The 26,116-nt window shown below is 71.5% G+C and carries 24 protein-coding genes and 1 tRNA gene; 17 read left to right on the top strand and 8 right to left on the bottom strand.

Annotated elements, in window-relative coordinates; all coding sequences use genetic code 11:
- The first annotated feature begins 173 nt into the window (after positions 1 to 173).
- Entirely contained in the window at positions 174 to 1,478 is a 1,305-nt protein-coding gene (locus GFH48_RS20775) for an MFS transporter (RefSeq protein ID WP_153289694.1), read from the top strand.
- Here the strand turns inward: GFH48_RS20775 and GFH48_RS20770 are convergent.
- Complete coding sequence (locus tag GFH48_RS20770) at positions 1,441 to 1,896, bottom strand: ATP-binding protein (protein ID WP_153289693.1); 456 nt, start codon at positions 1,894 to 1,896, stop codon at positions 1,441 to 1,443. The two genes, GFH48_RS20775 and GFH48_RS20770, sit on opposite strands and share 38 nt — an antisense overlap.
- Before the next feature lie 233 nt (positions 1,897 to 2,129).
- Here GFH48_RS20770 and GFH48_RS20765 point away from each other — a divergent pair, with 233 nt between their 5' ends.
- From GFH48_RS20765 to GFH48_RS20725, 9 genes are all read left to right on the top strand, one after another.
- On the top strand, positions 2,130 to 2,990 hold the full coding sequence (locus tag GFH48_RS20765) for a hypothetical protein (protein WP_153289692.1): 861 nt from the start codon (positions 2,130 to 2,132) through the stop codon (positions 2,988 to 2,990).
- A gap of 146 nt (positions 2,991 to 3,136) precedes the next feature.
- Positions 3,137 to 3,883: a YcnI family copper-binding membrane protein gene (locus GFH48_RS20760; protein WP_153289691.1), complete on the top strand. Its 747-nt coding sequence runs from the start codon at positions 3,137 to 3,139 to the stop codon at positions 3,881 to 3,883.
- Between the two features lie 107 nt (positions 3,884 to 3,990).
- On the top strand, positions 3,991 to 4,644 hold the full coding sequence (locus GFH48_RS20755) for an SCO family protein (protein WP_153289690.1): 654 nt from the start codon (positions 3,991 to 3,993) through the stop codon (positions 4,642 to 4,644).
- Positions 4,641 to 5,126: a copper chaperone PCu(A)C gene (locus tag GFH48_RS20750; RefSeq protein ID WP_153289689.1), complete on the top strand. Its 486-nt coding sequence runs from the start codon at positions 4,641 to 4,643 to the stop codon at positions 5,124 to 5,126. The genes GFH48_RS20755 and GFH48_RS20750 overlap by 4 nt, the downstream gene beginning before the upstream one ends.
- Positions 5,127 to 5,214: 88 nt before the next feature.
- Positions 5,215 to 7,305 (top strand): copper resistance CopC/CopD family protein, encoded by a 2,091-nt coding sequence (locus GFH48_RS20745; RefSeq protein ID WP_153293029.1) that lies wholly within the window; start codon positions 5,215 to 5,217, stop codon positions 7,303 to 7,305.
- An 8-nt stretch (positions 7,306 to 7,313) separates the two neighbouring features.
- Positions 7,314 to 8,618, top strand: coding sequence for an iron uptake transporter deferrochelatase/peroxidase subunit (gene efeB / locus GFH48_RS20740; RefSeq protein ID WP_153289688.1), 1,305 nt, complete (start codon positions 7,314 to 7,316; stop codon positions 8,616 to 8,618).
- Between the two features lie 79 nt (positions 8,619 to 8,697).
- Positions 8,698 to 9,630: a prephenate dehydratase gene (pheA, locus tag GFH48_RS20735; protein WP_153289687.1), complete on the top strand. Its 933-nt coding sequence runs from the start codon at positions 8,698 to 8,700 to the stop codon at positions 9,628 to 9,630.
- Positions 9,631 to 10,203: 573 nt separating this feature from the next.
- Entirely contained in the window at positions 10,204 to 11,481 is a 1,278-nt protein-coding gene (serS, locus tag GFH48_RS20730; RefSeq protein WP_153289686.1) for a serine--tRNA ligase, read from the top strand.
- Entirely contained in the window at positions 11,478 to 12,314 is an 837-nt protein-coding gene (locus GFH48_RS20725; protein WP_153289685.1) for an HAD family hydrolase, read from the top strand. Before serS ends, GFH48_RS20725 begins: the two co-directional genes overlap by 4 nt.
- Before the next feature lie 246 nt (positions 12,315 to 12,560).
- On the opposite strand, the gene GFH48_RS20720 is transcribed toward GFH48_RS20725, so the two are convergent.
- From GFH48_RS20720 to GFH48_RS20695, 6 genes are all read right to left on the bottom strand, one after another.
- Positions 12,561 to 12,648 (bottom strand) — tRNA-Ser (locus GFH48_RS20720).
- A gap of 317 nt (positions 12,649 to 12,965) precedes the next feature.
- On the bottom strand, positions 12,966 to 13,259 hold the full coding sequence (locus GFH48_RS20715; RefSeq protein ID WP_153289684.1) for an SGM_3592 family protein: 294 nt from the start codon (positions 13,257 to 13,259) through the stop codon (positions 12,966 to 12,968).
- Between the two features lie 103 nt (positions 13,260 to 13,362).
- Entirely contained in the window at positions 13,363 to 14,082 is a 720-nt protein-coding gene (locus tag GFH48_RS20710) for an ABC transporter permease (protein ID WP_153289683.1), read from the bottom strand.
- 10 nt (positions 14,083 to 14,092) lie between these two features.
- Positions 14,093 to 15,004, bottom strand: a complete 912-nt coding sequence (locus GFH48_RS20705; protein WP_153289682.1) for an ABC transporter ATP-binding protein — start codon at positions 15,002 to 15,004, stop codon at positions 14,093 to 14,095.
- A complete protein-coding gene (locus GFH48_RS20700; protein WP_153289681.1) occupies positions 15,001 to 15,906 on the bottom strand; it encodes an ABC transporter permease in 906 nt (301 codons plus the stop codon). The genes GFH48_RS20705 and GFH48_RS20700 overlap by 4 nt, the downstream gene beginning before the upstream one ends.
- A complete protein-coding gene (locus tag GFH48_RS20695; protein WP_153293028.1) occupies positions 15,896 to 16,870 on the bottom strand; it encodes an ABC transporter ATP-binding protein in 975 nt (324 codons plus the stop codon). Before GFH48_RS20695 ends, GFH48_RS20700 begins: the two co-directional genes overlap by 11 nt.
- 258 nt (positions 16,871 to 17,128) lie before the next feature.
- Between GFH48_RS20695 and GFH48_RS20690 the strand changes: the two genes are divergently transcribed.
- The 7 genes from GFH48_RS20690 to GFH48_RS20660 all read left to right on the top strand — a co-directional run bounded on the left by GFH48_RS20690 (position 17,129) and on the right by GFH48_RS20660 (position 24,045).
- The gene (locus GFH48_RS20690) at positions 17,129 to 17,971 is read left to right on the top strand and encodes a M24 family metallopeptidase (RefSeq protein WP_153289680.1); all 843 of its coding nucleotides are present in this window, start codon (positions 17,129 to 17,131) and stop codon (positions 17,969 to 17,971) included.
- A complete protein-coding gene (locus tag GFH48_RS20685) occupies positions 17,968 to 19,728 on the top strand; it encodes an SDR family oxidoreductase (RefSeq protein ID WP_153289679.1) in 1,761 nt (586 codons plus the stop codon). The genes GFH48_RS20690 and GFH48_RS20685 overlap by 4 nt, the downstream gene beginning before the upstream one ends.
- 153 nt (positions 19,729 to 19,881) lie before the next feature.
- A complete protein-coding gene (locus tag GFH48_RS20680) occupies positions 19,882 to 20,310 on the top strand; it encodes a metal-dependent hydrolase (RefSeq protein WP_153289678.1) in 429 nt (142 codons plus the stop codon).
- Between the two features lie 30 nt (positions 20,311 to 20,340).
- Positions 20,341 to 21,285 carry a MerR family transcriptional regulator gene (locus GFH48_RS20675; RefSeq protein ID WP_153289677.1) on the top strand — a complete coding sequence of 315 codons (945 nt, stop codon included), beginning with the start codon at positions 20,341 to 20,343 and terminating at the stop codon, positions 21,283 to 21,285.
- A gap of 146 nt (positions 21,286 to 21,431) precedes the next feature.
- Positions 21,432 to 21,980: an RNA 2'-phosphotransferase gene (locus tag GFH48_RS20670; RefSeq protein WP_153289676.1), complete on the top strand. Its 549-nt coding sequence runs from the start codon at positions 21,432 to 21,434 to the stop codon at positions 21,978 to 21,980.
- 143 nt (positions 21,981 to 22,123) lie between these two features.
- A complete protein-coding gene (locus tag GFH48_RS20665) occupies positions 22,124 to 23,026 on the top strand; it encodes an LLM class flavin-dependent oxidoreductase (protein ID WP_153289675.1) in 903 nt (300 codons plus the stop codon).
- A gap of 101 nt (positions 23,027 to 23,127) precedes the next feature.
- A complete protein-coding gene (locus GFH48_RS20660) occupies positions 23,128 to 24,045 on the top strand; it encodes a Cof-type HAD-IIB family hydrolase (RefSeq protein ID WP_403244410.1) in 918 nt (305 codons plus the stop codon).
- A gap of 363 nt (positions 24,046 to 24,408) precedes the next feature.
- On the opposite strand, the gene GFH48_RS20655 is transcribed toward GFH48_RS20660, so the two are convergent.
- Positions 24,409 to 26,100 (bottom strand): sensor histidine kinase, encoded by a 1,692-nt coding sequence (locus GFH48_RS20655; RefSeq protein WP_153289673.1) that lies wholly within the window; start codon positions 26,098 to 26,100, stop codon positions 24,409 to 24,411.
- Positions 26,101 to 26,116: the final 16 nt, after the last annotated feature.

Genomic DNA, 26,116 nt, shown 5'->3' with positions numbered 1-26,116 from the left:
CGGCTCCGTCCCGTGGAGCCCACGGCGCTGTCCCCACAGGTGTGCGGTCGCCCCACGAGGGTCGGCCCGCCCCGCGGGGGCCGCCAGGGCCGCGAGGGGGGCCCGATTGGGCCACGAACCGGCACCGTGATTGGGCCTGCCCAGGGGTCCACCACGTTTCTAGGGTCGTTGTCATGACGAACCCCCTCGTCCCGCCCGCGGGCCCCCGCCGCGTCCTCGCCCTGGCGCAGTTGGCCAACTCCGTCGGTGACGGCGCCTATTACGTGACCTCGGCGCTCTACTTCACGCACGTCGTCGGTCTCGCCCCCGCGCGCGTGGGACTCGGACTGACCCTCGCCTGGGCGGTCGGCTCCCTGGTGGGAGTGCCGCTGGGACGCCTCGCCGACCGGCGCGGGCCGCGCGGCACGGCGGTGCTGCTGGCGCTCGCGACCGGGCTCACGGTCGCCTCGTTCCTCGTCGTACGCGGCTTCGTACCCTTCGTCGCGGCGGCGTGCGCGTACGCCGCCGCGCAGTCGGGGCTGGCGGCGGCGCGACAGGCGCTGCTCGCCGGCCTCGTCCCCGCCGGGGAGCGGACCGGGCTGCTCGCCCACCTCCAGTCGACGCTCAACGCCGGTCTGGCCGTGGGCGCCGGCCTCGGCGGACTCGCCCTGCACGCCGGGACACGGGCCGCGTACGCAGGGGTGTTCGCGCTGGACGCGGTGAGCTTCCTGCTCTGCGCGGCCCTGCTGCTGCGGCTGCCGTCCCCGCCGGCGGCCGGCGTGCGACGACGGCACGGGACCGGCGTCCTGCGCGACCGCCCCTACGTCCTCGTCACCCTGCTCAACACCGTGCTGCTGCTGCGGATGCCACTGCTCAGTCTGGGCGTCCCGCTGTGGATCACGGAGCGGACCTCGGCACCCGCCTGGCTGGTGTCCGCGCTGTTCGTCCTCAACACCGCTGCGGTGATGCTCTTCCAGGTACGGATGGCCCGCGGTGTCACGGGCCTCGCCCCGGCCACGCGCGCGATCCGCCGCTCGGGGCTCGTCATGCTCGCGTCCTGCGCGGTGTTCGCCCTGTCGTCCGGTACCCCTCCGTGGGTCGCGGCCGGCATCCTCGTGGCGGGCGCGGTGCTCCAGGTCGTCGCCGAGATGCAGCAGTCGGCGGGCTCCTGGCACCTGGGCCTCGGCCTCGCCCCGGCCGACCGCGTGGGCGAGTACCAGGGATTCTTCGGCACCGGCGTCACGGTGGCCCGCACCATGGGCCCGCTGGTCCTGACGGCCCTCCTGGTGGGCTGGGGGACGCCGGGCTGGCTGCTGCTCGGGGTCCTGACGCTGGGCGCGTCGTACGGGACGGGACCCGCGGCGCGGTGGGCCGCCACACGCAGGGCGGCCGGGGACACGGGGCACGGCCGTGCGGAGGACGGGGATTCCGGGAGCGTCGACGTCGCGGGGAACCGCCCGGTCAGACGGCCATCAAAGGCGCGTCTTCCCGCCACTTGAGGACCTTGTCGAAGCTGACCACCGCGCCGCCCCGCTCCGGTTCGTTGTCGAACCGGACATGATCGGCGAGCTCCTGGATCAGGCACAGCCCCCGCCCGTGCTCGGCGTCGGCGCGGGCCGGACGGAACGGCGGGCGGGCGCGCCCCGAGGGGAATCCGGGGCCGGAGTCGGCGACTTCGATGCGGCACTTCTCGCCGTCGAGGTAGGCGGTGACCCGGTACGCCTCGGTGGAGGCGCCGTGCGCGGTGCCGCCGCCGTGCTCGACGGCGTTGGCGCAGGCCTCCGTGAGCGCGACGGAGAGGTCGTACGACACGTCGGGGTCGACGCCCGCCGACTCCATCGTGCCGAGCAGCAGCCGTCTGGCGAGCGGAACGCTCGCGGCCTCACGCCTCAGATGGAGTGACCACCAGATGCTCATGCTCCAGCCTCCAGGCCGCGGCTCGACATACCGTTACGTATTGCCGCGAGCGGCCGTGCGCAATCGCCCGGATGACGTGATGCCGCCCATACGGCGGATGCGTGCGCGTCAGCGAGGGTGTATGTGCGGACGGTTGCGCCCAGATGGCCACCTTCCCGGCCGTACCTCGCGCGACGTCACCTTGCGGACCTGCCGCGGGGCGCGGGCGCGGCCAGTGCGATGATGAGCCCGCCATGACTGCCCCCCACCCACGCAGGGCGCGCTCCGGACAAGAGCTCCGGATTCTGCGGGCCGCGGTGTTCGCCGCGGTCTGCGTCGTGCTGGCCGCGGCCGGTCATGGGATCGCCTCCTGCACGACCGTCCCGCTGTGGACCCTGGGCGCGGGCTTCCTCGCCGTCTTCGCCGTCGCGGCCCCGCTGGCGGGACGCGAACGGGCGCTTCCGGGCATCGCCGCCGTGCTCGCCCTGGGGCAGACCGCGCTGCACACGCTCTTCGGACTCGGTGTGTCCGCTTCCGCCGCGACGGTCTCCGGCTCCACGCCGATGACCGACGCGTCGCTCGTGCAGCGCGCCGCCCGCATCGTGTGCGGCACGACCGCGGCGGCGATCAGCCCCGCGCAGGCCCAGAAGATCCTGGCCGACGCGGGACTCGGCACGGACATGACGCAGACCGTGCCCATGCCGTCGATGCCGTCGATGCCGCAGATGCCGTCGATGCCGATGCATCCCGCGGACGCGATGCCGTCCACGGCGGGCTCCGCGATGGGGTTGCTGCCCTCACTGCCGATGCTGCTCGCCCACGTCCTCGCGGCGGTCGCCGCAGGATGGGTCCTGCGCCGCGGTGACATGGCGCTGCTGCGGCTGATGCGGCTGTCCGCGCACGGGGTCGCGGAGGGCGCGCTCGTACGGTCCCTGCGCGCCGCGCTCAAGCTCGTACGCGCCCTGCGGGCCGGACTCCCGGGGACGCCGAGCGCGGTGCCCCGCCCGGCGCGCCGGGCACCGCGGGCCGCGCCCGAACCGCGCACCACCGCTCTTCAGCACTCCGTCGTCCGGCGCGGACCACCACGCTCCACCGCTCTCGTCCTCGCTGCCTGACACGGCGCACCACTTCACGATCACGAAGGGGCCGCCGCCGTGCGGCACGCGCGCGTGCCCGACGACGCCCCGCACGGGGCTCCGCTCCGCGGCTGTCGGCGCGCACACCCCTTCCTCATCGGACTGAAAGTGGAGTGTCCTCTTCCATGAAGGCTTCCCGTATCGCCGCCGCCGGTGCCGTCGCCGCCTCGGCCGTTCTCGCCCTGTCCGTCCCGGCCTTCGCGCACGTCAGCGTCCAGCCGGAGGGCCCCGCCGCCAAGGGCGGGTACGCCGTCGTCGACTTCAAGGTCCCCAACGAACGTGACGACTCCGCGACCACCAAGGTCGAGGTGAACCTCCCCGCCGATCACCCGCTCGCGTCCGTCATGCCGCAGCCGCTCGAGGGCTGGTCCGTGAAGATCACCAAGAGCAAGCTGGCCAAGCCGCTCACGATCCACGGCGAGAAGATCTCCGAGGCCGTCTCCAAGGTGACCTGGACCGCCACCGGCAAGGGCATCGAGCCGGGCTTCTTCCAGAAGTTCCCGCTCTCCGTGGGCCAGCTGCCCGAGGACGCCGACGCGTTGGTCTTCAAGGCGATCCAGACGTACGACAACAACGAGGTCGTACGCTGGATCGAGCCGCAGAAGGAGGGTGCGGAGGAGCCCGAGAACCCGGCTCCGGTCCTCGCCCTCTCCGCCGCCTCCGAGGACGGCCACCACGGCTCCAGCGCCGCCGAGGACGCCTCCGACACCTCCCGTCCGGCCGCCAAGGACACCGCCTCGGCCTCCTCCTCCTCCTCCTCCTCCTCCGACACGGACACCACGGCCCGCGTGCTGGGCGTCGTGGGCATCGTCGTCGGCGTCGCGGGCGTGGCGTACGGCGTGGTGGCCGGCCGCCGGCGCGTCGGCGCCTGAGGCCCACAGCACCCCGTCCGGTGTGCACCGGCAGGTCGTACGGCTCCGTCGACGGAGCCGTACGACCCCGGTGCACACCGGAGCCCTCACATCTGGGACATTTTTCTATGCGCAAGAAGACGTATGCCGCCGCCGCCCTGTTCGCCGCCGCCGCACTGAGCCTCTCCGCCTGCGGCAGCGGTGACGGCGGCAGCAAGCCGATCGCCGACGTGTCCGCCGAAGCCGGATCCGGCCGGGCCGCGACGGTCCTCGACAATCCGTTCGAGAAACCGGATCTCGTCCTCACCGACACCCACGGCAAGAAGTACGACTTCCTCGCGGAGACCAAGGGTCGCCCGACGTTGATCTACTTCGGTTACACCCACTGCCCCGACGTCTGCCCCACGACGATGAGCAACCTCGCCGTCGCCAGGAAGCAGCTCCCCAAGGCCGAGCAGGACGCGCTCCGCGTCGTGTTCGTCACCACCGACCCGGGACGTGACACCCCCGCCGCGCTCGGCAAATGGCTCAAGGGGATCGACCCCGACTTCACCGGCCTGACCGGCGACTTCGCCACCGTCCAGGCCGGCGCCCGGACCCTCGGCATCACCATCGAGCCGACCACCAAGGACAAGGACGGCAAGCTCGTCTCCGTGCACGGCACCCAGGTCATCGCGTTCTCGCCGAAGACCGACAAGGGCTATGTGCTGTACAGCGAGGCCGCCACCGTCGACGACTACACCAAGGACCTCCCCAAGCTGATCAAGGGGGAGAACCCGTGAGGCGACCCATGGGAGCCGCGGCGCTGACGGCCGCGGCGCTGGCACTGGCACTGGCACTGGCGGGCTGCGGCTCGGACGATTCCGCGTCCTCCGCGTCCTCCGCGTCCTCCAAGCCCGAACTGACGGTCACCGGGGCCTACATGCCCGCCCCCGTGGCGGACACCATGGCGGCCGGGTTCTTCACCGTCACCAACTCGGGTGGCACCGACACGCTCACCTCGGTCACCAGCGACCTCTCCGACGACGTCACGCTGCACTCCACCAAGGGCGGCGCGATGGAGGAGGAGAAGTCGTTCGCGATACCCGCGGACGGCACGCTCGCCTTCGCGAGCGGCGGCAACCACCTCATGTTCGAAAAGCTCACCCACAGACCGAGGGAGGGCGAGAAGGTGTCGCTGACGCTCCACTTCGCCAGGACCGGCACGGTGAAGGTCTCCATGCCGGTCAAGTCCGCGACGTACAACCCGAAGACCGGGCACTGAGGGAGGGATCACCGTGACACAGACCACCGCTCCCCGCCGTGCCGCCGTCCGTGGGCGGGTCCGCGGCGCCACCACCGCCGCTTTCCGGATACGGACGCTGCTGCTGCTGTTCCTCGCCGTCACCGGCGCGGTCCTCGCCGGCGCCGCCCCGGTCTCCGCGCACGCCGCGCTGACCGGGAGCAACCCGCAGCAGGGAGCGGTGGTCACTCAGGCGCCCGACCAGGTCGCGCTCACCTTCTCCGAGAAGGTGGCGATGTCCGACGGCGCCGTGCGCGTGCTCGACCCCAAGGGCAAACGCGTCGACACCGGCAAACCGTTCGAGACGGGCGGCACCACCTACGGGGTGAAGCTGCACGCGGGACTGCCCGACGGGACGTTCACCGTGACCTACCAGGTGGTCTCGGCGGACAGCCACCCCGTGTCGGGCGCGTTCACCTTCTCCATCGGCGCGCCCTCGCAGACCTCCGTGGCACTGTCCGACACGGCGGTCGGCGGCGGAGTCGTCGGAACGCTCTACGGCATCGGGCGCTACGTCTCGTACGCCGGTTTCATCCTGCTGGTCGGCGGCGCGGCCTTCGTGCTCCTCTGCTGGCAGCGGGGTGCCGGGGTCCGCGCGGTCCAGCGGCTCGTGGTCTCCGGGTGGCTCGCGCTGACCGGTGCCACGCTCGCCCTGCTGCTCCTGCGCGGCTCCTACGTCGGCTCCGGCAGGATCGGCGACATCTTCGACCTGTCGCTGCTCGCCGAGGTGCTGCAGACCAAGTCGGGCGCCGCGCTGGTCTCCCGACTGCTGCTGCTCGCCGCGGCGGCACTGTTCATCGCGGTGCTCTTCGGCGCGTACGCACGCCCGGGCGACGCCGAAGCCACCGCCGAGGACGCCGTGGGTGCCACGGCCGACGGCGCCGGGGCCTCCGACGACAGCACCATGACCGACGGCACGGCCACGTCCACGGCCGACACCGACACCGACACCGACACCGACACCGACGATCGCGCCGATGGTGCCGGTCGTTCCCGGGGAGCGGGCCGTTCCGTGCGGGTCGGCCGCACCCAGGGTGCGGAGGGCGTCGCGGGCGCGGAGGTCGTCGCGGATGCCGACAGGAAGGACCTCACCTTCGGGCTCGCGATCGGCGGCGCCGTCGTCGCGGCGGGTCTGGCCGCGAGCTGGGCGATGGCCGAGCACGCCTCGACCGGCATCCAGGCCGACCTCGCGATGCCCGTCGACGTCCTGCACCTGCTGGCGGTGGCCGTCTGGCTGGGCGGGCTGTCGACACTGCTCGTGGTCCTGTTCAGGGCACCCGCCGGGGAACAGATCGAAGCCGCGGCCGTGCGGCGCTTCTCCCGCGTCGCGTTCGGCGGCGTGACCGTGCTGGCCGCGACCGGCCTCTACCAGTCGTGGCGCCAGGTCGGGTCCTGGTCGGCGCTCACCGGCACCTCGTACGGCCGGCTGCTGCTCGTCAAGGTCGCCCTGGTGGCGGTGCTCGTCGGCATCGGCTGGATCTCGCGCCGCTGGACGGCACAGCTGTCCGAGGCACCGGCCGTGGCGCCCCGACTGGTGGAGCAGCGCGCCGCGGAGAAGGAACCCGCGACGGTGGCCGCCGGCTCCGGGGACGCGCGCCGCGCCGCCCAACTGGCCCGGCAGCGGACCGCCGTGGCCACCACGCGGCAGAAGCGCGTCCGCGACGCCGATCCGGTCCGTACGGGTCTGCGCCGTTCGGTGCTCGCCGAGGCGGGCGTCGCGATCGTCCTGCTGGCGGTGACGACCGTGCTGACGTCCACCGAGCCGGGACGTACCGAGGAGGAGGCCAAGGGAGCCACCGCGGCCGCCTCCCAGCGGTCCGGGCCGCTCTCCCTGAAGATCCCGTTCGACACCGGCGGTGAGGACGGCAAGGGCACCGTGGAGGTCACCCTCGACCCGGCCCGCGTCGGCGCCAACGAGATGCACGTCTTCGTCGTACGGCCGAACGGCAAGGCCTTCGACGTCCCCGAGGTCAAGGTCGCCTTCACCCTGGAGGCGAAGAAGATCGGGCCGCTGCCCGTGACCCCCGACCGCATCGCCACCGGCCACTGGTCGGCTGTCGGTGTGCAGATCCCCATGGCGGGCGACTGGAAGATCGCGGTGACCGTGCGCACCTCCGACATCGACCAGGCGACCGTGAACAAGAACGCGAAGATCGGCTGAACCACACCATGGCTGACCAGTCCAAGGCCTCTTCCACGAGGGGCACCGCCGGCCGGCAGGACACCCTTGACCAATCCCCTCCTCAGGGGCCCAAGGGGGCCTTCTCCCGGCGCCGGCTGCTCGGCACCGCCGGTGCCGGCGGGCTCGCGCTGGGCGCGGCCGGCGGCGCCGCCGGATACGCGGTGGCGCCCACGGCCGACCGGTCCGCGCCCCTGACCTCGCTGGGCGCGGACACGGTGATGTTTCACGGGAAACATCAGCCCGGCATCACCACCCCGCTCCAGGCCCGCGGCCATCTCGTCGCCTTCGATCTGACCCCCGGCGCGGGCCGCAAGGAGGCCGCCGCGCTGTTGCGCCGCTGGTCGACGACGGCCCAGCGCCTGATGGCGGGCGAGGCGGCCGCGCACGAGGACACGGACGTCGCCCGCGACGCCGGCCCGTCGTCGCTGACGGTCACCTTCGGCTTCGGCCACAGCTTCTTCGCGCGTACGGGTCTGGAGAAGCAGCGCCCGGTCGCCCTCGACCCGCTGCCCGACTTCTCCTCCGACCACCTCGACAGGACACGCAGCGACGGCGACCTGTGGGTGCAGATCGGCGCGGACGACGCGCTGGTCGCCTTCCACGCCCTGCGCGCGGTCCAGAAGGACGCGGACGGCGCGGCCCGGGTGCGCTGGCAGATGAACGGCTTCAACCGCTCACCCGGTGCCACCTCCCGCCCCATGACGGCCCGCAATCTGATGGGCCAGATCGACGGCACGCGGAATCCGAAACCGTCCGAGCCCGACTTCGACCAGCGCGTCTTCGTACCCGCCTCCGGCGACCCGGCGTGGATGAGGGACGGCTCCTACGCCGTCGTACGCCGGATCCGCATGCTCCTCGACGACTGGGAGAAGCTCTCGGTCGGAGCCCAGGAGGACGTCATCGGGCGGAAGAAGGCGACCGGCGCGCCGTTGTCGGGGGGCTCCGAGACCACCGCGATGGACCTCGACAAGACCGACGCCTCGGGCGACCTGGTCGTCCCCGTCAACGCCCACGCCCGTATCACCCGGCCCGACCAGAACGGTGGCGCCGCCCTGCTGCGCCGCCCGTTCTCCTTCCACGACGGCTTCGGCCCGGACGGGGTGCCCGACGCGGGCCTGCTGTTCGTCTGCTGGCAGGCCGATCCGCTGCGCGGCTTCGTCCCGGTGCAGCGCAAGCTCGACCGGGGCGACGCCCTGTCCGCGTTCATCCGTCACGAGGCGAGCGGACTGTTCGCGGTGCCGGGCGGGGCGGCACCGGGGGAGTACGTGGGGCAGCGGCTGCTGGAGGGCTGAGCGGGCTGAGCGCGTCCTCCTTCGGGTGCTGTTCCCGCGGCCGCGAGCCGGGTCGCACCAGGCCCATTAGGGTGAGGTCATGTCAGCCAGCTATGCGTATCTCGGTCCTGAAGGCACCTTCACCGAAGTCGCCCTGCGCACTCTCCCGGAGACCGCCACCCGCGAGCTCGTCCCCATGGTGTCGGTCCCCGCGGCACTGGACGCGGTACGCAACGGCGAGGTGGAGGCCGCCTTCGTCCCGATCGAGAACTCGGTGGAGGGCGGCATCACCACGACCCTCGACGAGCTGGTCGCGGGCAGGCCGCTGATGATCTACCGCGAGGTGCTGCTGTCGATCACCTTCGCCCTGCTGGTCAGGCCCGGCACCAAGCTGTCGGAGATCAAGACGGTGACCGCGCACCCCGCCGCGCAGCCACAGGTGCGCAACTGGCTGCGGAACAACCTGCCGGACGTCCTGTGGGAGTCCGCGGCCTCGAACGCGGACGGCGCGCGTCTCGTACAGGAGGGCCGTTACGACGCGGCCTTCGCGGGCGAGTTCGCGGCGGCCAGGTACGGACTCGTGGCGCTGGAGACCGAGATCCACGACGCGGAGAACGCGCAGACGCGCTTCGTGCTGGTGGGACGACCCGCCCGGCCCGCGGCACCGACCGGAGCGGACAAGACGTCCGTGGTCGTCTGGCAGCGCGACGACCACCCGGGTGCCCTCCTCGAACTGCTCCAGGAGTTCGCGGTGCGCGGGGTCAACCTGATGCTGCTGCAGTCCCGGCCGACCGGGGAGGGCATCGGCAACTACTGCTTCGCCATCGACGCCGAGGGACACATCTCGGACCGCCGGGTGGGCGAGGCGCTCATGGGACTCAAGCGGGTCTACCCACAGGTGCGTTTCCTCGGTTCGTACCCGCGTGCGGAAGTCGACCCCAAGGAGGTGCGCCCTCCTCGGGCGGGCATGTCGGACAGCGAGTTCTCCGCCGCTTCGGACTGGCTCGCACGCTGCCAGGACGGCCGGTTCTGAGCAGCTCGCCGGGCCGTCGAAACGCCTCTTTCCGGCCGGTCCTACCTGCAGATATTCGTCATCCACAGATGTTATCCACAGGTGCGCTTCTCGACCTGGGGACAAGTCGACAACGAAGCACTACATCGTCGACAAATCGGCCTACAGGCCCCCACTTCGTCCACAGACCCTCACGTCACCCCTCGTCCACCCATTTGCCTTGATCAATCCTTTGGAGCGAAGCATTTCCACTCGAACGTGGGTGTAGAGGTGGTTTGACCCGGGAATTCGCTGCCCGGCATGCGGCTTTCGGAACGATCAACTCCGTGGTCCACAGATCTTCCACACAGCCTGTGGATAACTTTTCGATAGGCGGATGCCTGTGGACAACCCCTTCTCAAATCCCGGTCACCACAAGGGAGTCCAGTCAACCGGAACGCCGCCGTCTGCCCCGTTTCAGGGAGTGGGGTCCCTTTTATTGACGGCAATGGATGATCAAGAGATTCGATCCGGCATTCCACTCATAACGTGACACACGTAACGGAGTGGAATATCGAGTCGATGGCCGGAAGCGCGCACCGGTAGCCTTGTGGGGTGATTGACCTTCGCCTGCTCCGTGAGGACCCCGACCGTGTGCGTGCGTCGCAGCGCGCCCGTGGAGAGGACGTCGCGCTCGTCGACTCCCTCCTCTCCGCCGACGAGCGGCGCAGGTCGTCCGGCGTCCGCTTCGACGAACTCCGTTCCGAGCAGAAAGCGCTCGGCAAGCTGATCCCGAAGGCCTCCGGTGACGAGAAGGCCGGGCTGCTGAAGAAGGCCGGCGAACTCGCCGCCGCCGTCAAGGCCGCCGACGCCGAGCAGCACGAGACGGACGAGGAGACCAAGCGGCTCCTCCTGCAGCTCGGCAACCTGGTCCACCCGGACGTCCCGGTCGGCGGCGAGGAGGACTTCGTCGTCCTCGAGACGCACGGCACGATCCGTGACTTCGGCGCCGAGGGCTTCGAGCCCAAGGACCACCTGGAGCTCGGCGAGGCGCTCGGCGCCATCGACGTCGAGCGGGGCGCCAAGGTGTCCGGCTCGCGCTTCTACTACCTCACCGGCGTCGGCGCCCTCCTGGAGCTCGCCCTCGTCAACGCGGCCATCGCGCAGGCCACCGAAGCAGGCTTCATCCCGATGCTCACCCCCGCGCTGGTCCGCCCGCGCGCCATGGAGGGCACCGGCTTCCTCGGCCAGGCCGCGGAGAACGTGTACCACCTGGAGAAGGACGACTACTACCTGGTCGGCACCTCCGAGGTCCCGCTCGCGGCGTACCACATGGACGAGATCCTCGACGCCGACCAACTGCCCATGCGGTACGCCGGCTTCTCGCCGTGCTTCCGCCGCGAGGCCGGCACCTACGGCAAGGACACCCGCGGCATCTTCCGCGTGCACCAGTTCGACAAGGTCGAGATGTTCTCGTACGTGGCCCCCGAGGACGCGGAGAACGAGCACCAGCGGCTCCTGGAGTGGGAGAAGCAGTGGCTGACCGGCCTCGAACTGCCCTTCCAGGTGATCGACGTGGCCTCGGGCGACCTCGGCTCCTCCGCCTCCCGCAAGTTCGACTGCGAGGCGTGGATCCCGACCCAGGGCAAGTACCGCGAGCTGACCTCGGCCTCGAACTGTGACGGCTTCCAGGCCCGCCGGCTGTCCGTACGCATGCGCGACGGCAAGAAGGTGCAGCCGCTCTCCACGCTGAACGGCACCCTGTGCGCCGTACCGCGCACGATCGTGGCGATCCTGGAGAACCACCAGCTGTCCGACGGCTCCGTGCGGGTGCCCGAGGTGCTGCGCCCCTACCTCGGCGGGCGTGAGGTCCTGGAGCCGATCTCCAAGTGAGCAGCCGCACCACCGGATCGACCGGCCCCGCCGGAGCGTTCCCGTACAAGATCGTCGCGACCGACCTCGACGGGACGCTGCTGCGCTCCGACGACACGGTCTCGGCGCGGACACGTGACGCGCTCGCCGCGGCCACCGCGGCGGGCGCGGCCCACATCGTCGTCACCGGCCGCGCGGTGCCCTGGACCCGGCACATTCTCGACGACCTCGGCTACGAGGGGCTCGCGGTGTGCGGCCAGGGCGGGCAGGTCTACCACGCGGGGGAGCACCGCCTGCTCACCTCGGTGACGCTGGACCGGCAGCTGGCCGGTCTGGCGCTCGCCAAGATCGAGGCGGAGGTCGGTCCGCTGCTGCTCGCGGCGAGCCGTGACGGGCTCGACGGCGAGGTGCTGGTCGGCCCCGGGTACCGGACGCATGACGGTCCGCTCCCGGTCGTGCCGATCAAGGACGCCGCGGATCTCTGGTCGGCGCCGCTGAACAAGGTGTACGTCCAGCACCCGACGCTCTCCGACGACGAGCTCGCCGCGGTGGCCGCGCAGGTCGCCGGTGGCCTGGTCGGCGTCACGATGGCGGGCGCGGGCATCGTGGAACTTCTCCCCCTCGGCCTCTCCAAGGCGACCGGGCTCTCCCTCGCCGCCCGTCGCCTCGGCGTACGGGCCGCGGACACCATCGCCTTCGGCGACATGCCCAACGACATCCCGATGTTCGCCTGGGCGGCGCGTGGCGTGGCGATGGCGGGCGCCCACGAGGAACTCAAGGCGGTCGCGGACGAGGTGACGTCCTCGAACGACGAGGACGGCATCGCGGTGGTGCTGGAACGGTTGCTGGGCTGAGGACTGCCCCGTGATCCCCGGTGGATCGGCGCGCGACGTCGGACGCGGTGCCTCGCGAGGCGGAGGGTCGTCCTCGGACCGGGTGTCTTCGGGCGACCCCGGCAACGCGGCGGGTTCGCATAGCTGTTCGTGCGCCCACCGGGGATCATGGGACCCCTGGCGCGCGGCACCAAGGGCTCCGGGCTGGAAGTGCCGGACCCGGCCCTCGCGGGGCCCGCGGTTCGCGGGTCCGGTCATGGTGTCTCGCGGAGGATGCGCGGATCGAACGCGCGCGGGGTTTCCAGCCCCGACCACGGCTTAGCAAGCCGGTGCCTTTCCACTCGGCCAATCCTCCGGGTGGGCGGCCCGCGCGAGATGCGCGCTCGAAGCGGCCGCCCCGGGCAGCCCCCCGTGCGGAGCGGGTTCGACGGAGAGGTGGCTACTCCGGAACCCGCCGCGGGCTGCCCTGTCGGGAGCTCGACGAACTGCTCCTGATGAACATCGTCGCGCTCCTCTCCCAGAATGCGGCGCCGGCCGGATGCGGCGACGTGGACACAACTACTGTGCCCGTAAGCCGCTTTGGGCGCCACCGATTAAGACCGCGCGAGGGCGGTGCGGGGACGGCGCGAGGACCGCGCGACGGTGACCGCGGGCCGCGTGCGGACGTCGCGGCTACTTGCGGCGCCACCTGCGGCGGCGGGCCTTGCTGAAGAACCACCCCGCGGGCGGCTCGTCGGAGCGCCAGGGCTGCGGATCCGGTCCCCCTTCTCGCCAGCGGGCCGCGAGCATACGGGAGCGGGCGGACGGCTCGGCCGTCCCCGCGGACCGTATGAAGTCCTCGTCGAGAACGACGTCGTCCCAGAGGTCCCCGGCCCCCCGCGGCCCCTCACTCCCCTGCCCCTCGCCCCGCTGTCCCTCGTCCTGCCGCCCCTCGCCCCGCTGTCCCTCACCCTGCGGTTCCGCCATCCCCGTTCCTCCTCGCCGCGCGTCCCCTTTTGTCCAGTGTGCCCGGACAGAGGTGAAGTGGATGTCAAGAAAGCGGGGCTCCACACGTGCGTGGAGCCCCGGCTCACTCCTCGCCGGCCAGCGTCAGCGACCGCAGCCGCTGTCCGGCGTACCAGGTGGCGAGGACGGTCACGGCGACCAGCAGTACCGTCGCCGTGGTCAGTCCCACGTCCGAGGTGACGAGGTCCCCTCCGGTGACCTTGTGGGCCACCGCGAGCGCCCACTGCTGGACGCTGAGCGTGCGCGCCCCGGACACCAGCGACCCGAAGAGGGCCTCCCAGACCAGCGCGTAGACGAGACCGAAGACGACCGCGTGCCGGGTCACCGTCCCCAGCAGCAGGAACAGTGCCGCGTACGCGATCGAGGCGACCAGCGCGGCCACGGTGTAGGCGACGGCGATCTGCTGGCCGTTGCCGTTCAGGATCATGCCCGCGATGAAGGTGGGCACCGCCGAGAACGCCATGGTGACGGCGACCGCGACGATCAGTTTGGTGAAGATGATCGTCGGCCGCTTGAGCGGCTTGGCCAGCAGGTACACCACCGAACCGTCGTCGATCTCGGGCCCGATCGCGCCCGTTCCCGCGATGACGCCGATGATCGGGACCATGGTGGCGAGCGCGAACCCGCCGAGCAGGTCCGAGGCCACCTGATCGTCGGCTCCGGAGAAGCCGCGTACGGCCACGGAGATCACGATGAGCAGGGCGGGCAGCACACAGAGGATGAGGGCCCGGCGGCGGCCGAGCAGGCCCCGGTAGGTGAGTCGGGCGACTGTGGGGTCGTACATGTTCGGCCTCCTACGCCGCGACGAGATACGAGAAGACGGACTCGAGGGACTCGTCGGACGGCGAGACCGTGAGCAGTCGGATGCCGTGTTCGCGTGCGACGCGCGGCAGCAGGGTGGTGAACCGTCCGAAGTCGACCGCCTGGACGCGCAGCGCGCCCTCGGCGAGGTCCACTTCGATGCCCGAGGTCGACGGGTCGGCGATCAGCGCGGCGGCCAGCGTCCGGTCGTCGCTGGAGCGGACGAGGTAGCGGTGCGGGCGGTCGGTCATCAGCCGGCGGATGCGCCGGAAGTCGCCGCTCGCCGCGTGCCGGCCGGCGACGATCACCTCGATGTGGGCGGCGAGCTGCTCGACCTCTTCGAGGATGTGGGACGAGAACAGCACCGTGCGGCCCTCGTCGCCCATCCGGCGCAGCAGGTCCATGAGCTGCATGCGCTGGCGCGGGTCCATGCCGTTGAAGGGCTCGTCGAGCAGCAGCAGGGACGGCTCGTGGACGAGGGCCGAGGCCATCTTCACGCGCTGGCGCATGCCCTTGGAGTACGTGGAGATCTTGCGGTCCTGCGCGTACTCCATCTCGACCGTGGCGAGGGCCCGCCCGGCGGCCTTCGCACCGAGTCCGTGCAGTTCCGCGTTGGCGACGACGAACTCGTGGCCGGTGAGGAAGTCGTACATCGCCTCGCGCTCGGGGACGATGCCGATGTGCCGGTAGATGTCCTCGTTGCGCCAGGTCGGGCGGCCGTCGAGGGTGACGGTGCCCGTGGAGGGGGCGAGGAAGCCGCCCATCATGTTGATGAGGGTGGACTTCCCGGCTCCGTTCGGGCCGAGCAGGCCGGTCACCCCGGGGCCGATCGTCATCGTGATGTCGTTGACCGCCACCACGTTGCCGAACCAGCGGGAGACGTGGTCGATGTTGAGCGTGGTCACAGCCCGACCTTTCGGTAGCGGCGCATCAGGAGGCCGTAGCAGCCGGCGATGAGGCCCAGGACGACGATGAGGTAGACGACACCCTGCCCGGACGAGGGGCCCTCCCCGCCGGGGAAGGCGGAGGTGGCGCCGAGGAAGGCCGTCTGCACACCGTCGATGAGGGTGATCGGCGAGAAGAGACCGAGCCACGGGACCGCTCCCGTGCTGGACTGGTTGAAAGCGATCGCCTGGACGGTGGAGACCGCCCCGTAGGAGATGGTCAGGGCGGCGATGACGGCGGCGATGCCGAAGCCGCGGCGCGGGGTGATCGCCGAGATGACCAGGCCGATGCCGGCGAAGAGCAGCGACAGCAGTGCCACCGAGACGAGTCCCTGTCCGAAGCCCTTGGACTGGTCGGCGAAGTCGAGCTTCGCGAGCAGCGCCCCTACGTAGAGCACGATCAGCGGCGCGGCGGTGAGCACGAACAGCGCCGAGGCGAGCGCCGCGTATTTGGCGCGTACGTAGTCGACGGTCTCGATGGGGCGCGAGAAGTACAGCGGTACGGTCTTGAAACGCAGGTCGCGTGAGACGGACTGCGGTCCCTGGGAGGCGACGTACAGGCCGATGACCGCCTGCATGATGACCGCGTAGCGGGTGTAGTCGACGGGCAGGTCCTTCGCCTTGGTGGCGACCGCGACCGCGACCATGATGAGCGCGGGTACGCACATCACCACGAAGAGCAGCATGGGCAGCACCTTGGACTTGACCGAGCGGCCGAGTCCGTAGGAGCCGCGCAGCGACTGCGAGTACAGGGAGCGGCGGGCGTACGCGCGGCCCAGGCGGGGGCCGTCGTAGTGGCGGTAGCCGATGTTGTGGATCCGGGTCTGCTCGCCGTTCTGGGCGAGGGGCTGCTCAACCGCCATGGCCGACCGCCTCCTTCCGCTGCTCGTCGCGTTCGGTGTCGCTGTCCTTGAAGACCTCGGCGATGTGGTGCCTGCGCTGTTCCATGCGGACCAGGCCGAGGCCGAGGTCGGCGACGACGTCGCGGACGAGGTCGTAGGTGTCCTCCCCGTCGGCGGTCAGCAGCAGGACGTGTCCCGCGCCCGGCAGTCCGCTGCCGTCGTGCGTCTCCACCCCGCGCGCCCGGAGCGCGTCGCGCGCCGCGCGGGTGCCGTCCGGGTGCTCGTCGGTGTCGGTGACCTCGATGGCGAGGGTCGTCGTGCTCTGGGTGAAGTCCGTGGTGGAGCTGGACCGCAGCAGCTTGCCGCCGTCGACGACCACGACGTGGTCGCAGGTCCGCTCCAGTTCGCCCAGCAGGTGGGAGGTGACCAGGACCGAGATCCCGAAGTCGGTGTGGATACGGCGGATCAGGCCGAGCATCTCGTCGCGGCCGACCGGGTCGAGGCCGTTGGTCGGCTCGTCGAGGAAGACCAGCTGGGGGTCGTGGACGAGCGCCTGCGCGAGTTTGACGCGCTGCTTCATGCCCGTCGAGTAGCCGCCGATGGGACGGTAGCGCTCCTCGTAGAGGCCGACGTGGCGCAGGGTGTCCGCGGTGCGTTCGCGGGCGGCGGCGGGCGGGAGTCCGGACATGCGCGCCATGTGCACGACGAACTCGGTGGCCGAGACGTCGGGGGGCAGGCAGTCGTGCTCCGGCATGTACCCGACCCGCTCGCGGATGGCGCCGCCCTCGGTGGCGACGTCCAGGCCGAGCACCCGTGCGCGGCCCTCGGTGGCGGGGGACAGACCCAGCAGGATCTTGATCAGTGTGGACTTGCCGGCTCCGTTGGCTCCGACGAGTCCGGTCACACCGGGTCCGACGTCCACGGAGAGCCGGTCAAGAGCGGTCACCCGTGGGTACCGCTTGCTCAGGCTTTCGGTCGCGATCACAGTCACGTGGTCGAAGGTAGTGGCGCGCACCACAGGGGGTCGTCAACCCGTGGAGCTGTATCCGCGTCCGTCTGGGGTCGTACAGGCCCGTAGGGGTCCCCCTGAGGTCGAACAACCAGGGGGGTGTCATCCACATCGGAGCGGTTGTCCACAGGTGTCCGACGGCCCTATTGACCGAGCCTCTAACAACTGTCACATTCACCAGTGTCAAGTTACGGGCACGTACCGCAGTCGATGGGGACAAGGTGGGGCGGTGGCATGACGACGGCAGTGGCGGGCGGTCCCTCGGCGGAGCTGCGGGGGTTCCGGGAGGTCCAGCGTCTCGCTTACGCCTGCGCGGAAGCGGTCGCCGCGCAGCTGAGGCCGGGCGTGACCGAGCGTGAGGCGGCGCGCATGCAGCGCGACTGGCTGCGCGAGCGCGGGGTGCGTGACTGGTTCCACCTGCCCTTCGCCTGGTTCGGTGACCGCACGGCGTTCGTGAACTTCCGTGTCCCGCCGCAGTTCTTCCCCACCGACCGGCGTCTGGAGCCGGGGATGCCGTTCATCCTCGACCTGGCCCCGGTCCACCGGGGCTTCACCGCGGACGTCGGATACTCCGGCTCGCTGGGTCTCAATCCCCTGCAGGACCGGCTGCTCGACGACCTGGAGGCGCACCGCGAGCTGATCCTGCGCGAGGTCCGCGAACGCAGACCGCTGCGCGAGATCTACGAGGACGTGGACCGGCTCATGGTCCGCCAGGGATACGCGAACCGGCACCGTGCCTACCCCTTCGGGGTGATCGCGCACAAGGTCGACCGGGTGAGGCAGCGCCCCTGGTCGCCCCGCCTGTTCGGATTCGGCGCGCGGTCCCTCCGGGGGCTGGCGTCCGACGCGCTCCGCGGACACCGCGAGGGCTGGTCACCGTTGTGGTCTCCGTACCGGTTCTCCGACCATCCGCCCCGGCCGGGGCTGTGGGCGGTCGAACCGCACCTCGGATTCCGGGGTACGGGCGCGAAGTTCGAGGAGATCCTGGTCGTCACCGACTCCGGGGATCCGCGGCAGAGCGCCTTCTGGCTGGACGACGATCTGCCGCACGTGCGGCGCTGGGCGGAGGAGAAGTGAGTCTCGACGGAGCGCGTGAGCGCCGGGTGCGGACGGGCGGAATCGAGCTGTGCGTCGCCGAGTTGGGTGACCCGGCACAACCCACGGTGGTGCTCGTGCACGGTTATCCGGACTCCAAGGAGGTCTGGTCCGAGGTCGCGTCGCGCCTCGCCGAGCGCTTTCACGTCGTGCTGTACGACGTCCGCGGACACGGAGCGTCCACGGCCCCTCGGCCGCTGCGGGGCGGGTTCACCCTGGAGAAGCTGACGGACGACTTCCTGGCGGTCGTGGACGCGGTCAGCCCGGACCGGCCGGTGCACCTGGTGGGACACGACTGGGGTTCGGTCCAGTCCTGGGAGTTCGTCACGGTCGCGCGCACGGAGGGCCGGATCGCCTCCTTCACCTCGATGTCGGGGCCGTCCCTCGACCACTTCGGGCACTGGATCAAGCAGCGGGTCAGGCGCCCCACCCCGCGCAGGGTGGGTCAGCTCCTCGGCCAGGGCGCGAAGTCCTGGTACGTGTACCTGCTGCACACCCCCGCGCTGCCCGAACTCGCCTGGCGCGGCCCCCTCGGCAAACGGTGGCCGGGGATCCTGCGGCGCATCGAGCGGGTGCCCCCGGGCGACTACCCGACCCCGTCGCTGCCGACGGACGCGGCGCACGGCGCGTGGCTGTACCGCGACAACGTCCGGTCCCGGCTGAGCCGGCCGCGCCCGGACGCCTACGCGCATGTGCCGGTGCAGCTCATCACGCCGCTGGGGGACGCGTTCCTCTCCGAGCGGCTCTACGACGACTTGGCGCGGTGGGCCCCTGAGCTGGTGCGCCGCACGCTTCCCGCCAAGCACTGGATCCCGCGCACCCGGCCCGATCAGGTGGCGGCCTGGATCACGGAGTTCGTGCACACCAACGAGGACGGTGTGCCCGTACGGGACACCGTGGCCACCGGCAGGTACGCGGAGCGCTTCGGCGGACAGCTGGTGCTGGTCACCGGTGCGGGCAGTGGCATCGGCCGGGCCATCGCGTTCGCGTTCGCCGAGGCCGGCGCACGCGTGGTGGCCGTCGACCGGGACGCCGAGGGCGCCGTGCGCACGGCGGAGATGTCCCGGCTGATCGGCTCCCCCGACGCCTGGGCCGAGACGGTCGACGTCTCGGACGAGCAGGCGATGGAGAAGCTCGCCGAGAAGGTCGCCGGCGAGTACGGCGTGGTGGACGTGCTGGTGAACAACGCCGGCATCGGACTGTCGGGGTCCTTCTTCGACACGACCCCGGAGGACTGGAAGAGGGTCCTCGACGCCAACCTGTGGGGCGTCATCCACGGCTGCCGGCTCTTCGGGAGGCAGATGGCCGAGCGCGGGCAGGGCGGTCACATCGTCAACACCGCGTCGGCGGCGGCGTACCAGCCCTCGAAGGCGCTGCCCGCCTACAGCACCTCCAAGGCGGCCGTCCTGATGCTCAGCGAGTGCCTGCGCGCGGAGCTGGCCGGCCAGGGCATCGGGGTCTCGGCGATCTGCCCCGGCTTCGTCAACACGAACATCACCTCGACCGCGCACTTCGCCGGGGTCGACGCCACCGAGGAGAATCGCCGGCGGAAGAGGGCGGCGCGGCTCTACGGGCTGCGCAACTACCCGCCGGAGAAGGTGGCCGACGCGATCCTGCGCGCGGTGGTCCGCAATCAGGCGGTCGTTCCCGTGACCCCGGAGGCGCGCGGCGCCCGCCTGATGGCGCGGTTCGCGCCGAGGGCGCTGCGCGCGGTCGCGCGGATGGAGCCGCCGCTGTGAGCATGGAGCCGCCGCCGTGAGCGAGGAGCACGCGATCGCCCCGCGACGGGTCTCCTCCGACCGGGAGCGGACCCCGCCGCACCGGATACCGGACGAGCCGACCACCACCCACGTCATCGACGTGCCGCACCCGCTGCTGCCGGCAGGGGGGCGGTGCGCCGGCACGGCGCGGAGGAGGTCGAGCACCGTGCGGTCGCCTTCGCCATGTACCAGCACCGCGGTGGCCAGGGCCCGCGCCGGTACGCCCGCCGGGTCGCGGGCACGGCGGTCACCGCGCCGACGATGCTCCGCCTCCGGGCGTGGGGCGCCGTCCGTCTCCTGCGTCACGGCGCGCAGCTCGCCGAGCGGGCCCACTCTTCGCTCGCGGCCCACAACAGTGCTGTGCGCAAGGGCCTGTTGACCACAGGGAAGGAACTCGGCGCGGCTGTACCCCGCTGTCCGCGGCGGTCGTACCATCCCTCGCAGGAGGGCCCGCCGCGCGGGGCCGTCGCCCAGCTGGCGCGGTCGCCCGCGGCACGGACAGGGGCACGGACGGCGGCACGGACGGCGGCGGGGGCGCTGGGACGCACGGCAGTCTCGTAACGGCCCGGGAGGCCGGGAAGGCAGGCAGCGGTGAGCGACGAGCCGGTCGGTGCCGTGTACCGCATCGAGGACCTGGCACACCACAGCGGCGCCACGGTCCGGACGATCCGCGCCTATCAGGACCGCGGGCTGCTCCCCCGCCCCGAGCGGCGAGGCCGCGCCAACGTGTACGCGGACGCGCATCTGGCCCGGCTGCGGCAGATCGCCGACCTTCTGGACCGCGGCTACACCCTGGCCTCCATCAAGGAGCTCCTGGAGGCGTGGGACACGGGCCGGGGCCTGGGCGGGATCCTCGGGCTGGTCGCGGAGGTCGACGGACCGTGGACCGACGAGCGGGCGGTGCGGATCTCCCGGGCCGAACTGGACGAGCGCTTCGGGGGGAATCCGGACGACGCGGCGGTGGCGGACGCCGTGGAGCTGGGAGTGCTGGAGCGGGTGCCCGGCAGCGAGGATTCGTTCCTCGTCCCGAGCCCCCAAGAACTGTCCGTGGCGGTCGAGTTGTACGCGGCGGGAGTTCCGCTGTCCGCGATCTCCGGTCATCTGCGGGAGTTGAGGGTCAAGGTCGAGCACATCGCGTCGTGCTTCCTGGAGTTCACGACCGAGCACGTCTTCGCGCGTTATCTCGGCGGACATCCGCCGACCGACGCCGAGGCGGACGAGGCGGCCTCGCTCGTACGCCGGCTGCGGCCGCTCGCACAGCAGACCGTGGACGCCGAACTGGCCCGGGCCATGCGCCTGTTCGCCAATCGGCATCTGCGTGAGCACCTCGACCGGCAACACCCCCGCGAGCAGCGCGCGGAGACGCGTTCCGTGGAGATCTCGGCCGTGACAACTCTGGCTGTGGAGCGTTTGGTTGGTGAGGAACAGGTCGCGGCCTTCGTGACGGCGGCGGCCGAACGCGAGCTGCAGACAAGAACCTTGGACCGACTCACCGCAAATGGGCACACAGGTAACCTGATTGATGAAAAGCCCTGAATCGTCGTTGAGTTGTCCACAGAATCTCCAATTCCCCTGTGGATAACTGCACTTGGCTGTGGATCAAACCTCCGAACCAAAATCAAATGCGTGATCAGCATCTCGTCGGGCACCCTGGTCCGATGAACGAAGAGATGAAGGTAGGAATGGATGAAAGACGTACCGTGAAGGTGTCGAAGTACCTCTCGAAGCATCTGCGGCACCAGCCCGAACGGATCGGACTCACCCTGGGCGAGGGAGGCTGGGTCGAGATCGACACGTTGATCACGGCGGCCGCGTCGCACGGGTTCCGGTTCACGCGCGCGGAGCTCGACCACGTGGTGGCCACGAACGACAAACGGCGCTTCGCCGTGGAGGGCACACGCATTCGCGCCAGCCAGGGCCACTCCGTCGAGGTCGACCTCGGTCTGCCGCCCGCGACCCCGCCGGCGCACCTCTACCACGGGACCGTGGCACCCCACCTGGACGCGATCCGCGCCGAGGGCCTGCGGCCCATGAACCGGCACGACGTCCATCTGTCCCCGGACCGCGAGACCGCCACCCGTGTCGGCGCCCGCCGCGGGCGCCCGGTGGTGCTCGGCGTGGACGCCGGCGCCATGCACCGCGACGGCCATGTCTTCCGGGTCAGCGCGAACGGGGTGTGGCTCACCGAGGCCGTGCCCCCGGCGTATCTGCGGTTCCCCGGCCCGCACTGAGGGCCCGCGCCCAAGGCCGCGCTGAAGACCCGCGCCCAAGACTCGCGCTGAAGGCCCGCACCGACGGCCCGCACCGACCGGGGCCCCCGCGGAGTGATCACGCGATGGCCGCCACCACTCCGCGGCTCGCTTACGCTCGATGCATGAGTCTGCGTCTGAGCACCGTGATCCTGCCGTACCTCCGCTGGCACGAGGGCGGACGTTCCGCCTGGCAGCGCGCGGAGCAGTTGGGCTTCCACACGGCGTTCACCTACGACCACCTCTCCTGGCGGACCTTCCGGGACGGCCCCTGGTTCGGAGCCGTGCCGACGCTCACCGCCGCGGCCGCCGTCACCGACCGCCTCCGGCTGGGCACACTCGTGACCTCGCCGAACTTCCGGCACCCCGTCACCCTGGCCAAGGAACTGATCTCCCTCGACGACATCTCCGCGGGACGGGTCACCCTGGGCATCGGCGCGGGCGGCACCGGCTTCGACGCCACGGCGCTCGGCCAGGACCCCTGGACCCCGCGCGAGCGCGCCGACCGCCTCGCCGAGTTCGTACCGCTGCTCGACCGCCTCCTCACCGAGGACTCCGTCACGTCCGAGGGCACCTTCTACTCCGCGCACGAGGCCCGCAACATCCCCGGCTGCGCCCAGCGCCCCCGGCTGCCCTTCGCGGTGGCCGCCACCGGTCCGCGCGGGCTGAGGCTCGCCGCCCGGCACGGCCAGGCCTGGGTGACCACCGGGGACCCGAAGCTGTACGAAACGGGGACCCCCGAACAGTCGGTTCAAGCCATTCGTGGACAGGCCGGGAAGCTCGCCGACGCCTGCGCCGAGATCGGCCGTGACGCGGCCGAGCTCGACAAGATCCTGCTCACCGGCTTCACCCCCGACCGCGGCCGTCCGCTGGAGTCCCTCGACGCGTTCGTCGACTTCGCGGGCCGCCACGCCGAGCTGGGCATCACCGACATCGTGATCCACTGGCCCATTCCCGACTCGGACTTCGCGGCCGACGAGAAGGTCTTCGAACGCATCGCCATGGAGGCCCCGGCGCAGCTGCGCTGAGCGCCGCCGCTCCGGAACGTGACGGTACCGGTGGGACCGGTAACCACTCACCTGTGCGGTCCCCCGCACGCCCGTGCGGGCATATGCGCCAGAATGGCGCGGTGACCTCAGCGACTCGACAGCCCGAGCCTCCGGCCCCCCGCGCCTCCCGCACGCTCTCGACCGCGCTCGAACAAGGAGGTGGCCCCATCGCCACGCCCCGCCTGATCGCCACCGACCTCGACGGCACCCTGCTGCGCGACGACAAGTCGGTGTCCGAACGCACGGTCGCGGCCCTCGCCGCCGCCGAGGAGGCCGGCATCGAGGTCTTCTTCGTCACCGGCCGCCCGGCCCGCTGGATGGACGTCGTCAGCGACCACGTGCACGGACACGGCCTGGCGATCTGCGGCAACGGCGCCGCCGTGGTCGACCTGCACGGCGGCCCCGGTGCCCACCGGTTCGTCAAGGTGCGGGAACTCGCACGGGAGAACGCGCTCGACGCCGTACGGCTGGTGCGGGACGCCGCCCCGGGCACGGTGTTCGCCGTGGAGCAGACGTACGGCTTCTACCAGGAGCCCGCGTACCCCAAGATGCACCTGGAACTGCCGGACGCCCTCGGGCCCGCCGAGAAACTGCTGGCACCGGACGCTCCCGGCGCCGGTGAACCGGTGCTCAAGATCCTCGCCTTCCACCACGAGCTCGACCCCGACGCCTTCCTCACCGTGGCGCGCCGTGCCATCGGCGACCGTGCCACCGTCACCCGCTCCAGCCCCAGCGCGCTGCTGGAGATCAGCGGACCCGGCGTCTCCAAGGCCAGCACCCTCGCACTGTGCTGCGCCGAACGCGGTATCGCGCCGGAGGAGGTCGTCGCCTTCGGGGACATGCCGAACGACGTCGAGATGCTCACCTGGGCCGGCACCTCGTACGCGATGGGCAACGCCCACCCCGACGTGATCGCCGCGGCCTCCGGCCGTACGGTCGCCAACAACGAGGACGGCGTGGCGGTCGTCATCGAGCGGATCATCGCCGACCGGCCGTAGCACCGAGTCGCAGAAACGATTCGAGCTGGCATCACGGTCTTCCGGACCGCGACCCCGTGCCGGGCCTGCCACGGCACGGGGTCCGCCGGCCGGACCCGGTCACGGGGGTGGTCCCCCCGAAGCGCGGATGCGGTCCGGTCGAGTCACCGGTCGTGCCCGACCATCCGGTCTCCGCCCGCGGCCCGCCTTCCCGCCCGACGGTGACCTCCCTGAGGCGCGCGTACCGCGTGCGGTGGCCGTCCGCGTGCTCCATACCGCCTGCGGTGGTCGTCCGCGTGCTCCACCACGACCTCGATGCCGCAGGCGCCTCCGCACGACACCCGCACCACCCGCCGGCCGCGCACCCCCGAACGGCCGTCGCTCCTACGGCGAGCCGGTCCGCGGCCCGTGCGGCGCCTGCCACACCACCGTCGTACCGCCGCCGTCCTCGCCGAGCCCCGGCCCGTACCAACTGTCCCCGCCCAGCGCCTCGGCCCGCCGCTTGAGATTCGTCAGACCGCTGCGCCGACCGCTGTCGGGGATGCCGACACCGTCGTCCGCGACACTCAGCCGTACCCCGCCCCGTCCGTCCCGCAGTGTGACGGTCGCGTCGACGGCGACGTCGATGCGGGAGGCCCCGGAATGCCGGAAGGCGTTGGAGAGGGCCTCGCGCAGAGCCGCGATGAGGTTCTTGCCGGTCAGTTCGTCGACGGCCGTGTCGACCGGCCCGACGAAGTGGTGAACGGGCTTGAAACCGAGCGGCACCGCGGCCATGTTGATCTCGCGCAGTACGCGGGTGCGCAGTCCGGACGGCGCCTCGGCGGGCCCCTGCTGGAGCGCGAAGATGGCGGTGCGGATCTCCTGGATGGTGACGTCGAGCTCGTCGACCGCCTTGCCGACGCCCTCCCGCACCTCGGGCACGCCCGAGCACCGCTGGGCGCTCTCCAGCATCATCCCGGTCGCGAACAGCCGTTGGATGACGAGATCGTGCAGGTCGCGGGCGATCCGATCGCGGTCCTCGTAGACCGCGAGCCGCTCCCGGTCGCGCTGCGCCTCGGCCATCATCAGCGCGAGCGCCGCCTGCGAGGCGAAATGCGCGGCCAGGGCGTGCTCGGCCTCGGTGAACGCGCGGGCACCCCTTTCCCGGGGAGTCACGAGGGCCCCCAGCAGGCCGCTTTCGCTCTGCAGGGGGAGCATCATCATCGGACCGTACTCACGGCCGAAATCGGTGAGAACGCGCGGGTCGGTGGCCGCGTCGTCGAGGAACACGGCCTTCCCGCCGAGGAGTTCGGCGACCAGCTCGCTCTCCGGAGGAATGACCACACCCAGCGCCTGGGACGGCCGGTCCTTGGCGACCGCGGTGATCTCCAGGCCGCCCTCGTCCGCGGGCAGCAGCACGATCCCGGCCGCCGCGCGGGAGAGCCGGCGCGCCTGTTCCGCGACGACCTGGAGCGCGTCCTCGGCGTCACCGCCCGCCAGCAGCGCCGTGGTGACGGCCACCGAGCCGTCGATCCAGCGCTCGCGCTGCTGGGCCGCCTCGTAGAGCCGGGCGTTGCCGATCGCGATGCCCGCCTCCGCGGCCAGCACACGGACCATGTCGAGATCGTTGTCGCGGAACGGTCCGCCGTCGCGCTTCTCGGCCAGGTAGAGGTTCCCGAAGATCTCACCCTGCACACAGATCGGAACCCCGAGGAAACTGCGCATCGGCGGATGGTGTTCGGGGAACCCGCACGAGCGCCCGTCCTCGTCCAGGTCCGTGAGCCGTACCGTTCCCGGATCGTGGATGAGCGCCCCGAGCAGCCCTCTGTGCCCGTCGGGCAAGCGCCCGATCCGCCGGGCGGTCTCCTCGTCGATCCCGTGGTACGCGAAGTCCACGAGCCCCTCGCCGTCCTCCTCGACGACCCCGATCGCCGCATAGCGCGCGTCCGTCAGCGCTGCCGAGGTCTCGCAGATCCGGTCCAGCGCCGCGTGCAGTTCCAGTTCCGCCCCGACCGCCCGCATCGCGTCCAGGAGACGCGCTACGTCCGGACCGCCGTCCGGGTCGGGCGAGGCGGAAGCCTCGGAGGCCACTGACATGCCTTGAGCGTAATGA

It is taken from the genome of Streptomyces fagopyri (assembly GCF_009498275.1).
GTDB classification, from domain to species: domain Bacteria; phylum Actinomycetota; class Actinomycetes; order Streptomycetales; family Streptomycetaceae; genus Streptomyces; species Streptomyces fagopyri.
This window is presented reverse-complemented; position numbering and strand designations above follow the sequence as displayed.

What these genes read in the sequence shown, in the direction of transcription:
- GFH48_RS20760 (WP_153289691.1), top strand. Translation starts at nt 3,137, where the DNA reads ATGAAGGCTTCCCGTATCGCCGCCGCCGGTGCCGTCGCCGCCTCGGCC.
- GFH48_RS20710 (WP_153289683.1), bottom strand. Translation starts at nt 14,082, where the DNA reads ATGTACGACCCCACAGTCGCCCGACTCACCTACCGGGGCCTGCTCGGC.
- GFH48_RS20655 (WP_153289673.1), bottom strand. Translation starts at nt 26,100, where the DNA reads ATGTCAGTGGCCTCCGAGGCTTCCGCCTCGCCCGACCCGGACGGCGGT.
- GFH48_RS20700 (WP_153289681.1), bottom strand. Translation starts at nt 15,906, where the DNA reads ATGGCGGTTGAGCAGCCCCTCGCCCAGAACGGCGAGCAGACCCGGATC.
- GFH48_RS20755 (WP_153289690.1), top strand. Translation starts at nt 3,991, where the DNA reads ATGCGCAAGAAGACGTATGCCGCCGCCGCCCTGTTCGCCGCCGCCGCA.
- GFH48_RS20775 (WP_153289694.1), top strand. Translation starts at nt 174, where the DNA reads ATGACGAACCCCCTCGTCCCGCCCGCGGGCCCCCGCCGCGTCCTCGCC.
- GFH48_RS20765 (WP_153289692.1), top strand. Translation starts at nt 2,130, where the DNA reads ATGACTGCCCCCCACCCACGCAGGGCGCGCTCCGGACAAGAGCTCCGG.
- GFH48_RS20715 (WP_153289684.1), bottom strand. Translation starts at nt 13,259, where the DNA reads ATGGCGGAACCGCAGGGTGAGGGACAGCGGGGCGAGGGGCGGCAGGAC.
- GFH48_RS20665 (WP_153289675.1), top strand. Translation starts at nt 22,124, where the DNA reads ATGAGTCTGCGTCTGAGCACCGTGATCCTGCCGTACCTCCGCTGGCAC.
- efeB (WP_153289688.1), top strand. Translation starts at nt 7,314, where the DNA reads ATGGCTGACCAGTCCAAGGCCTCTTCCACGAGGGGCACCGCCGGCCGG.
- GFH48_RS20770 (WP_153289693.1), bottom strand. Translation starts at nt 1,896, where the DNA reads ATGAGCATCTGGTGGTCACTCCATCTGAGGCGTGAGGCCGCGAGCGTT.
- pheA (WP_153289687.1), top strand. Translation starts at nt 8,698, where the DNA reads ATGTCAGCCAGCTATGCGTATCTCGGTCCTGAAGGCACCTTCACCGAA.
- GFH48_RS20690 (WP_153289680.1), top strand. Translation starts at nt 17,129, where the DNA reads ATGACGACGGCAGTGGCGGGCGGTCCCTCGGCGGAGCTGCGGGGGTTC.
- GFH48_RS20670 (WP_153289676.1), top strand. Translation starts at nt 21,432, where the DNA reads ATGGATGAAAGACGTACCGTGAAGGTGTCGAAGTACCTCTCGAAGCAT.